Raw genomic sequence first — 9664 nt, forward strand, 5'->3', positions numbered from 1 at the left:
CCCGCATCATCCCGGAGGAGAACGATGATCACCCTGAACCGCCGCCGCTTCGCGGCGCTGGCCGTGGCATGCCTGACCGCCGCTTCCGCCATGGGCGCCTCGGCCGCCGAACTGACGCTGAAGCTCGGCCATCTCGCGAACGAGCAGAACTCGTGGCACAAGGCATCGCTGAAATTCGCCGAAGAGCTTGACCGCCTGACCGAGGGGCGCATCGCCGTCGAGGTCTTTCCGAACGACTCGCTGGGCCGCGAGATGGACCTCATCAACGGCATGCAGCTGGGCACGGTCGAGATGACCATTACCGGCGAAAGCCTGCAGAACTGGGCGCCCATGGCCGCGCTGCTGGCCATTCCCTATGCCTATCAGTCGCTTGAGCACATGGACGAGGTCGCCGGCGGCGAGATCGGCAAGCAGATCGAGGCGCAGGTCATCGAGCGCGCGCAGGTCCGGCCCATCGCCTATTTCGCCCGCGGCCCGCGCAACCTGACCGCGAACCACCCCATCACCTCCCCGGCCGAGCTGAACCGGATGCGGCTGCGCGTGCCCAACGTGCCGCTGTTCGTCGACACCTGGACCGCGCTTGGCGCCCAGCCGACGCCGATGGCTTTCTCGGAGGTCTTCACCTCGCTGCAGAACGGCACCATCGGCGGGCAGGAAAACCCGCTGGCGCTGATCCAGGCCGCCTCGCTGAACGAGGTGCAGAGCCATGTGAACCAGACCGAACACGTGCGCAGCTGGATCTACCTGACCATCGCCGAGCAGGTCTGGCAGCGCCTGTCCCAGGAGGACCAGGCCCATGTGCTGGAGGCCGCCCGCATCGCCCAGGAATTCGAGCGCGAGCAGTTCCTGCAAGACGAGGACGCCATCCGCGCCGACCTGGAGGCCAAGGGCATGACCTTCGTCGAGGTCGACCAGAAAGCCTTTGCCGACGGCTCGCGCGATGCGGTGATCAAAAGCGTCGACGACAGCATCCGCCCCGTCGTCGAGGACCTGTTCAACCATTGACCGGCAACGGGACGGAGCCGGCGCAAACACCCGCGCCGGCACTTTCCCCCAAGGGTTTGGAACCATGAAAAACCTGGCACTCTTGCAACGCGGCGTCGCGGCGGCCAGCCGGTTCGCGGTGGGCATCGCCTTCTTCGCGCTGATCGTGGTGGTCACGCTTCAGATCGCCACCCGGACCTTCGGCCTGCCCTCGCCGGTCTGGACCGAGGAACTGTCGCGCTACCTGCTGCTCTACATGACCGCCTTCGGCATCGGCCTGTCGCTGATGACGGGCGAACTGGTGAACGTGGACCTGCTGCAGGAAACCGTCTCGGAAGCCCGCGCCTGGTGGATGCGGCTGATCGCGGCGATCTGCACCGCCGCGCTTGGCGGGGTGATGATCTGGCCGGCCTGGAAATTCACCACCATCGGCGCCTTCCAGCGCTCGCCCAGCCTGCGCTGGCCGATGGACATCATCCACGCCTCGGTGCTGGTGCTGTCCGTCCTGCTGTTCCTGTTCGCGCTGCTGCGGGTGGTCGGCATGATCGCCGGCACCGACGACGGGCGCCCCCATCTTGCCGAGGAAGCCTGAGCCCATGGATCTTTTCCTGCTTCTGACCACCTTCTTCGTGACCCTGGCGCTTGGCGTGCCGGTCGCGGTCTGCCTGGGGCTTGCCTCGCTCGCCTATATCCTGACGGCGGGCCTGCCGGTCGTCATCATCCCGCAGCGCATGTATGCGGGCATGGACGTCTTTGTCCTGCTGTGCATCCCCGGCTTCATCCTGGCCGGGAACCTGATGAACTTCGGCGGCATCACCGAGCGCATCATCCGCCTGGCCAATGCCATGGTGGGCTGGATGCGCGGCGGGCTGGCCATGGCCAACGTCGCGGATTCGATGATGTTCGGCGGCGTCTCGGGCACGGCCGTCGCCGATGTCGCGGCGACCGGCGGCGTCATGATCCCCGGCATGAAGAAATCCGGCTATCCCGGCGATTTCGCCGCCGCCATCACCGCCGCCTCGGCCACGGTGGGGCCGATGCTGCCGCCCAGCGTGCCGATGATCATCGTCGGCGCCCTGTCGGGCATCTCGGTCGGCCAGCTGTTCCTGGCCGGCGCGGTTCCGGGCGTGCTGATGGGCATCGGCATGGCGATCACCTGCTACATCCTCGCCGTGCGCCGCAACTATCCGCGCCAGCAATGGCAGGGCTTCGGCGAACTGATCGCGGCCTTCCTCGCCGCCTTCTGGGCGCTGGCCATGACCGGGCTGATCATCGGCGGCCTGCTGACCGGCATCGCCACGCCGACCGAGACCGCCATCGTCGCCTGCCTTTACGCCTTCGTGATCGGCACCTTCGTCTATCGCGAGCTGCCGATCCGCGCGGTGCCGCGCATCATCGTCAACAGCGCGATCTCCTCGGCCGGCATCCTGGCGCTGGTGGGCTTCGCCAATGTCTTCGGCTCGATCCTGGCGTCCGAGCGCATCCCGCAGATGCTGGTCAGCAGCGTGCTGGCGATCACCGACAACCCGATCCTGGTGATCCTGCTGATCAACGTGCTGCTGCTGACGATCGGCATGTTCATGGAGACCATCGCCGCGCTCATCATCCTGTTCGTGCCGCTGCTTGGCCTGGCGACCAGCGTCGGCATCGAGCCGCTGCATTTCGCCACCTTCGCGGTCTTGAACCTGATGATCGGCCTGACCACGCCGCCGGTGGGCGTCTGCCTGTTCGTCGCCTGCAACATCGCCCGCGAGCCGCTGGCCAAGGTCATCAGCGCGGTCATCCCCTTCCTGATCTCGAACATCATCGTGCTGCTGCTGGTGTCCTACTACCCGCCCTTCGCCACCTGGCTGCCGACGACGCTGATGGGGAACTGACATGACACAGGAGATCGCCTGCCGCCTGCATGCGGCCCATGACCTGCGGATCGAGCCCCTGGCCGAGCCGCAGCCCGCCGAGGGCGCCGCCCTGGTCCGCGTGCTGCGCGGCGGCATCTGCGGCTCGGACCTGCATTACTACCATGACGGCGGCTTCGGCCCGGTCCGGGTGCGCCAGCCCATCGTGCTGGGCCACGAGGCCGCCGGCGTGGTCGAGGCCGCGCCCGAGGGGTCCGGCCTGGTGCCGGGGCAGCTGGTGGCGCTGTCGCCCTCGCGCCCCTGCGGCGAATGCGACTATTGCCGCGCGGGGGCCGAGCGGCATTGCCTGGCCATGCGCTTCAGCGGCTCGGCCATGCGGCTGCCGCATGAGGACGGTTTCTTCCGCAACCGGCTGTATCACCCCGTCGGCCAATGCCTGCCGCTGCCCGAGGGGGCGAGTGCCCAGGCCGCGGCCGGGGCCGAGCCGCTGGCCGTCTGCCTGCACGCGCTGAGCATGGCGCCCGACCTGTCCGGCCAGCGGGTGCTGATCACCGGCGCCGGTCCCATCGGCGCGATCTGCACCGCGCTGGCCCGGCTGCGCGGCGCGGCCGAGGTCGTGGTGACGGATGTGCAGGACTTCACCCTGGGGATCGCCGGCCGCATGGGCGCGGACCGGGCGGTGAACGTGGCCGAACAGCCCGACGCCCTGGCCGACCTGGCCGAGGGCAAGGGCCAGGTCGACGTGGTCCTGGAATGCTCGGCCAATCCGCATGCCATCGCGCAGGCCATCGGCCTGGCGCGGCCGCAGGCCACCATGGTCCAGATCGGCGTCGGCGGCACCCTGCCCCTGCCCCTGAACCTGATCGTCGCCAAGGAATTGCGCCTGGTCGGCACCCATCGCTTCGACCGCGAGTTTGCCGAGGCCGTGCGCATGATCGGCGCGGGCCAGATCGACCTGTCGCCCATGGTCACGCAGGTTCTGCCGGCGGCCGAGGCGCAGCGCGCCTTCGACCTGGCCGGCGACCGGGCACAGGCGGTCAAGGTGCAGCTGGATTTCGGGGCCTGAACCCATGCCGGTCATCACCGAGATCGAGGATCTGCGCCGCCTGCACCGGCGGCGCGTCCCGCGCATGTTCTACGACTACGTGGATGTCGGCGCCTGGACGGGCAGCACCTATCGCGCCAACCGCGCCGATTTCGAACGCATCCTGCTGCGCCAGCGCGTCGCCCGCAACATCGAGGCCCGCAACCTTGCCACCACCATGCTGGGCCAGCGGGTCTCGATGCCCCTGGCGCTGGCTCCGGTGGGCCTCTTGGGCATGCAGCACCCGGATGGCGAGATCCACGCCGCCCGCGCCGCGCAGGCCGCCGGCGTGCCCTTCACCCTGTCCACCATGTCCATGTGCTCGCTCGAGGACGTGGCGCAGGCGACCGGCGCGCCGTTCTGGTTCCAGCTCTACACCCTGCGGGACGAGGCGTTCCTGGAGGACATCCTGGAGCGCGCCCGCCGCGCCGGGGTGACGGCGCTGGTGCTGACGCTGGACCTGACCATCCAGGGCCAGCGCCACAAGGATCTGAAGAACCGCATGACCGCGCCGCCGCGGCTGACGCTGCCGAACCTGATCGACATCGCGCTGCATCCCCGCTGGGCGCTGGGGATGCTGGGCACGCGCCGGCGCAGCTTCGGCAATATCGTCGGCCACGCCCGCGGCGTCGAAAGCCTGGGCGACCTGATGGACTGGACCGCGCGCCAGTTCGACCAGCGGCTGGACTGGGCGCGGGTGGAACAGATCATCCGCAAATGGGGCGGGCCGGTGATCCTGAAGGGCATCAACGACCCCGAGGACGCGCGGCGCGCGCGGGACACCGGCTGCGACGCGATCCTGGTCTCGAACCACGGGGGACGGCAGCTCGACGGCGCGCCCTCGACCATCCGCGCCCTGCCGGCGATCCGGCGCGCGGTCGGGCCGGACTTTCCGCTTTATCTCGACAGCGGCATCCAGTCGGGACAGGAGGCGCTGAAGGCCATCGCCCTGGGCGCGAACGCCGTCTTTGTCGGCCGCGCCTTCACCTATGGGCTGGGCGCCATGGGGCAGAAGGGCGTCGAGGCGGCGCTGGCTATCCTGCGCCGCGAAATGGACATCACCATGGCGCTTTGCGGCGTCAACGACATCAAGGATTTCGGTCCCGGCTGCCTGTGGCCGGACGACCGCGGCAATGCCGCCTGAGGAACAAGGAAAACGTGAATGCGACATACCTGGCGCTGGTTCGGCCCCAAGGATCGGGTCTCGATCGACGACATGCTGCAAGCCGGGGTCCAGGGCGTGGTCTCCGCCCTGCACCACGTCCCGACCGGAACGGTCTGGTCCCCCGAGGAAATCGCCCGCCGGCAGGCCGAGTTGGCGGTGATGGCGGACGGCGCGCCCTCGGGCCTGAAATGGGAGGTGGTGGAAAGCCTGCCGGTCAGCGAGGCGATCAAGACCCAGACCGGCGACTGGCGGACGCATGTCGCCAACTGGATCACCTCGATGCGTCACCTGAAGGACGCCGGGATCGAGGTGATCTGCTATAACTTCATGCCGGTTCTGGACTGGACCCGCACCGACCTGGCCTGGCGGAGGCCGAACGGCGCGCGCTGCATGCGCTTCGACTTCACCGATTTCGCCGCCTTCGACATCCATATCCTGCAGCGCAGGGGCGCAGCCGAGGATTTCCCCCAAGAGATCCGCGAGGAAGCCGCCCGCCGCTTTGCCGCGATGGACGATGCCCGCCGCGAAGAGCTGGCCGGCAACGTGGTCTTCGGCCTGCCCGGCGCGGCCGAGCATTTCAGCCTAAACGACGTGCGGGCGCTCTTGGAAAGCTATGCCCCGGTGACGGACGCGGTGCTGCGCCGGCATTTCCACGACTTCCTGGAACAGGTGGTCCCGGTCGCGCAAGAGATCGGCGTGCGGCTCTGCTGCCATCCCGACGACCCGCCCTTTGGCCTGCTGGGCCTGCCGCGCGTCATGTCGACCGAGGCCGATTGCGCCGAGCGCATGGCCGCCGTGGACCTGCCGGCGAACGGCATCACGCTTTGCTCGGGCTCGCTGGGCGCGCGGCCGGACAACGACCTGCCGGGCATGATGGAGCGGCTGGGCGACCGGGTGCATTTCCTGCACCTGCGCAACGTGCGCCGCGACAGCGACGCGATCCGCGGTTCCTTCTTCGAGGACGAGCATCTGGGCGGCCAGACCGACATGGTGGCGCTGGTCGCCGCCGTGCTGCGCGAGGAGGCCAAGCGCCGCGCCGCCGGCCGCGCCGATGCGACAATCCCGATGCGCCCCGACCACGGCCAGGACATCCTGGACGACATCGGCCGCGGCGGCCAGCCCGGCTATCCCGCCATCGGCCGGCTCAAGGGCCTGGCCGAGCTGCGCGGGGTCGAGCTGGCGCTGAGCCACGGGGCGCGGCCATGAGCCCGCGCCTGGCCAGCCTTGCCGACCTGCCGCCCGGCGTCGCGCGGCCGCGCTATGACCGCGCCGCGCATGGCATGGGCATCCTGCATCTGGGGCTGGGCGCCTTCCATCGCGCGCATCAGGCGGTCCATACCGACGACGCGCTGGCGGCCGAGGGCGGCGACTGGCGCATCCTCGGCGCCAACCTGCGCAGCCGCGAGATCCCGGATGCGCTGAACGGGCAGGACGGGCTTTTCACCGTGCTGGAGCGTTCGGAAAGCGACCGGGCGCGGGTGATCGGTGCGCATGGCCCGGCCATCGGCGGCGATGCGGCGGCGATCCTGCGTGCCGCCTGCGATCCCGCGATCCGCATCCTGTCGCTGACCGTCTCGGAAAAGGCCTATGGCATCGACCGCGCGGCCATGGATGCCGATCCGGCCCATCCGGCGGTCGCCGCCGATCTGGCGCAGCCGCAGGCGCCGCAGGGCGTGCTGGGCATCATCCTGGCCGCCCTGGCGGCGCGGCGCGAGGCCGGGGCCGCGCCCTTTGCCGTGCTGAGCTGCGACAACCTGCCCGACAACGGCGCGCTGCTGCGTGCGGGCGTGCTGGGCCTTGCCCGCCGCCGCGACCCCGACCTGGCCGGCTGGATCGCCGATCACGTCGCCTTTCCGGCGACCATGGTGGACCGCATCACCCCGGCCACGACCGCGCGCACCCTGGCCGATGTCGAGGCGCTGACCGGCCATCGCGACCTGGCCGCGGTCGAGACCGAGCCCTTCAGCCAATGGGTGATCGAGGACCACTTCCCGCACGGCCGCCCGGCATGGGAGGCCGGCGGCGCGCTGTTCGTGCGCGACGTCCGCCCGCATGAGGCGATGAAGCTGCGCATGCTGAACGGCAGCCATTCGCTGATCGCCTATGCCGGGCAGATGCTGGAGCTGCCCCATGTCCGCGACGCCATGGCCGACCCGCCGTTGGCGGCTCTGGTCCGGCGCCACATGCAGGCGGCAGGCGCGACCCTGCCGCAGGGCGCCGGGCTCGACCCCGAAGCCTATGCCGCGGCGCTGCTGGCGCGCTTTGCCAACCCCGCCATCGCCCATCAGACCCGGCAGATCGCCATGGACGGCACCGAGAAGCTGCCGCAGCGCTGGTTCGCCCCCGCGGCCGAACTGCTGCAAGCCGGCGGCGACGCCCGCCCCTTTGCCTTCGCCACCGCGGTCTGGCTGGCATGGCTGGCCGGGCAGGAACAGGCGCCGGACGATCCGCGCGGCCCGGTGCTGCTGGATCTGGCCCGCAAGGCGGGCGGGGACGACGAGGCCCTGGCCCGCTCGGTCCTGGGGCTGCCGGGGCTGGCGCCGCCTTCGCTGGTCGGCGATGCCGCCTTCACCGGGACAGTGCGGCAGGCCCTGACGCGTATCCGCCGCGACGGGTTGCGCGCGGCCATGGCGACGGAGTTGGCATCGTGACCGGCAAGTCCATCCTTTCCATCGGCGAGGCCATGGTCGAACTGTCGCCCTCGGGCCAGGACGGGCTGTGGCGGCTGGGCATCGCCGGTGACACGCTGAACACGGCCTGGTATCTGCGCCGTCTGCTGCCGGCCGACTGGCGCGTGGCCTATTGCAGCCGCGTGGGCCTGGGCGAATTCTCGCAGCAGATGGTCGATTTCCTGGCCGCCGAGGGGATCGACGCGACCCATGTGGGCCGCGACCCCGGCCGCGAGATCGCGGTCTATGCCATCTCGCTGAAGGATGGCGAGCGCAGCTTCAGCTATTGGCGCGACACCTCGGCGGCCAAGGGGCTGGCCGACGACCCGGCGGCGCTGGCCTCGGCGCTGGCAGGGGTCGGCATCGCCTATTTCTCGGGCATCACCCTGGGCATCCTGCCCCCGGCCGGCCGTGCCGCATTGATCGGGACGCTGGCAACCGCGCGCGCGGCGGGCACGCAGGTGGTGTTCGACCCGAACCTGCGGCCCCGGCTCTGGCCCGACGCCGCCGCCATGTGCCGCGAGATCGAGGCGGCGGCGGCCGTCGCCGACCTGGTCCTGCCCAGCTTCGACGACGAACGCAGCTTTTTCGGCGATGCCGATCCGCAGGCGACGGTGGCGCGCTATCTGGCGCGCGGGGCCGGGCAGGTCGTGGTCAAGGCGGGCGGCGACGCCATCCGCTATGGCGGGCGCGAAGGCGCGGGGCTGGTCGAGGGCCTGCCGCGCGAGGTGCCGGTGGACACCACCGCCGCCGGGGACAGCTTCAACGCCGGCTATCTGGCCGCGCGGCTGGACGGCGCCGACATCCCCGCCGCCATCCGCCGGGCGCATGACCTCAGCCGCCGGGTGATCCGCCATCGCGGCGCATTGGTGCCCGAGGCGGTCGCACAGGGCTGAGCCCCGGCCGCCCATGGCCCTGCCGCGGCAGGCACCGGGCGGTCTTTTCGCATCCTGCCCGAAGGGCGGATGCCTGCGGGCTCGACTCCGGGCCGAAAATCCTGTATCAATCGTTTGATTGACATTTCGGCGTGATCGGCATGGACCCGCATCCCACCCGCCTTTCCCTGATCGGGGCCGCCATGCAGCAATTCGGCCGCGGCGGGTTCCAGGCTGCCTCGACGCGGGCCATCGCCGCGCAGGCGGGCACCAACATCTCGTCCATCGCCTATCACTTCGGCGGCAAGGACGGGCTGCGCATCGCCTGCGCCGATGCGGTGGCCGAGCGGGTGGCGCAGGTCGCCCGGCCCCTGCCCGGCTTGCAGGACCGGCCGGACCCCCGCCACGCCCGGCTGCTGCTGCGGCGGCTGGTGCGCCGGATCGTCACCTTCATGATCGTCAGCCCCGCGGCCAGCGACGCGGTGGCCTTCGTGCTGCGCGAACTGGCCGAGCCGGAAAGCCCGGTGCTGGACCGGCTTTATACCACGCTGATCGAACCGCGCCACCGCGCGCTCTGCGCGCTCTGGTCCGCCGCGACCGGCGAGCCGGCAGAGGCCGAGGAGGTGAAGCTGGCCGTGTTCTCGCTGATCGGGCAGGCGGTCTATTTCCGCGTGGCCGCGCCCATCGTCCAGCGCCGGATGGGCTGGCGGCATTATGCACGGGCCGAGGCGCGGGCGATCACCCGGCGGATGCTGGCCAACCTGGACCGGATGACCGGGGGCGCGGATGGCTGATTTCATCTGCTCGCTGGCCTTTCTTGCCGCGCTGTTTTCCCATTGCGGCCCGCCGCCGCCCCTGGGCACCGGCTATGCCGAGGGCGAGCATGTGCAGATCGCCCCCGTGGCGACGGCCCGGATCAAGGCGCTGGCCGTGCAGCGCGGCGACCGCGTCGAGGCCGGGCAGGCCGTGGCCATGCTGGAAACCCGCGACGCCGCGCTGGCGCTGGCCGCGGCCGAGGCCGCCCAGGCCCG

The 9664-nt window shown here is 70.6% G+C and carries 10 protein-coding genes; all 10 read left to right on the forward strand.

The features are described 5' to 3' along the window. Positions 1-24 precede the first annotated feature (24 nt). Positions 25-1005: a TRAP transporter substrate-binding protein gene (locus FE811_RS11105; RefSeq protein WP_140847600.1), complete on the forward strand. Its 981-nt coding sequence runs from the start codon at positions 25-27 to the stop codon at positions 1003-1005. 64 nt (positions 1006-1069) lie between these two features. Beyond that, positions 1070-1576: a TRAP transporter small permease gene (locus FE811_RS11110; RefSeq protein ID WP_072461176.1), complete on the forward strand. Its 507-nt coding sequence runs from the start codon at positions 1070-1072 to the stop codon at positions 1574-1576. A gap of 4 nt (positions 1577-1580) precedes the next feature. Continuing rightward, the gene (locus FE811_RS11115) at positions 1581-2861 is read left to right on the forward strand and encodes a TRAP transporter large permease (RefSeq protein WP_140847602.1); all 1281 of its coding nucleotides are present in this window, start codon (positions 1581-1583) and stop codon (positions 2859-2861) included. Between the two features lies 1 nt (position 2862). Beyond that, positions 2863-3906, forward strand: coding sequence for an L-idonate 5-dehydrogenase (locus FE811_RS11120; protein ID WP_140847605.1), 1044 nt, complete (start codon positions 2863-2865; stop codon positions 3904-3906). A 4-nt stretch (positions 3907-3910) separates the two neighbouring features. After that, positions 3911-5068, forward strand: a complete 1158-nt coding sequence (locus FE811_RS11125) for an alpha-hydroxy acid oxidase (RefSeq protein WP_140847609.1) — start codon at positions 3911-3913, stop codon at positions 5066-5068. 18 nt (positions 5069-5086) lie between these two features. Next, positions 5087-6295, forward strand: coding sequence for a mannonate dehydratase (gene uxuA, locus FE811_RS11130; RefSeq protein ID WP_140847612.1), 1209 nt, complete (start codon positions 5087-5089; stop codon positions 6293-6295). Then, positions 6292-7740, forward strand: a complete 1449-nt coding sequence (locus FE811_RS11135) for a mannitol dehydrogenase family protein (RefSeq protein WP_140847615.1) — start codon at positions 6292-6294, stop codon at positions 7738-7740. The genes uxuA and FE811_RS11135 overlap by 4 nt, the downstream gene beginning before the upstream one ends. Continuing rightward, the gene (locus tag FE811_RS11140; RefSeq protein WP_140847618.1) at positions 7737-8654 is read left to right on the forward strand and encodes a sugar kinase; all 918 of its coding nucleotides are present in this window, start codon (positions 7737-7739) and stop codon (positions 8652-8654) included. The genes FE811_RS11135 and FE811_RS11140 overlap by 4 nt, the downstream gene beginning before the upstream one ends. A 140-nt stretch (positions 8655-8794) precedes the next feature. Next, positions 8795-9427 carry a CerR family C-terminal domain-containing protein gene (locus FE811_RS11145; RefSeq protein WP_243783818.1) on the forward strand — a complete coding sequence of 211 codons (633 nt, stop codon included), beginning with the start codon at positions 8795-8797 and terminating at the stop codon, positions 9425-9427. Further along, on the forward strand, positions 9420-9664 hold a 245-nt coding region (locus tag FE811_RS11150), incomplete at its 3' end, for a biotin/lipoyl-binding protein (RefSeq protein ID WP_140847623.1). The genes FE811_RS11145 and FE811_RS11150, both read left to right, overlap by 8 nt.

The organism is Paracoccus sp. FO-3, from assembly GCF_006386455.1.
Taxonomy (GTDB): domain Bacteria; phylum Pseudomonadota; class Alphaproteobacteria; order Rhodobacterales; family Rhodobacteraceae; genus Paracoccus; species Paracoccus versutus.

What these genes read in the sequence shown, in the direction of transcription:
- FE811_RS11105 (WP_140847600.1), top strand. Translation starts at nt 25, where the DNA reads ATGATCACCCTGAACCGCCGCCGCTTCGCGGCGCTGGCCGTGGCATGC.
- FE811_RS11110 (WP_072461176.1), top strand. Translation starts at nt 1,070, where the DNA reads ATGAAAAACCTGGCACTCTTGCAACGCGGCGTCGCGGCGGCCAGCCGG.
- FE811_RS11115 (WP_140847602.1), top strand. Translation starts at nt 1,581, where the DNA reads ATGGATCTTTTCCTGCTTCTGACCACCTTCTTCGTGACCCTGGCGCTT.
- FE811_RS11120 (WP_140847605.1), top strand. Translation starts at nt 2,863, where the DNA reads ATGACACAGGAGATCGCCTGCCGCCTGCATGCGGCCCATGACCTGCGG.
- FE811_RS11125 (WP_140847609.1), top strand. Translation starts at nt 3,911, where the DNA reads ATGCCGGTCATCACCGAGATCGAGGATCTGCGCCGCCTGCACCGGCGG.
- uxuA (WP_140847612.1), top strand. Translation starts at nt 5,087, where the DNA reads ATGCGACATACCTGGCGCTGGTTCGGCCCCAAGGATCGGGTCTCGATC.
- FE811_RS11135 (WP_140847615.1), top strand. Translation starts at nt 6,292, where the DNA reads ATGAGCCCGCGCCTGGCCAGCCTTGCCGACCTGCCGCCCGGCGTCGCG.
- FE811_RS11145 (WP_243783818.1), top strand. Translation starts at nt 8,795, where the DNA reads ATGGACCCGCATCCCACCCGCCTTTCCCTGATCGGGGCCGCCATGCAG.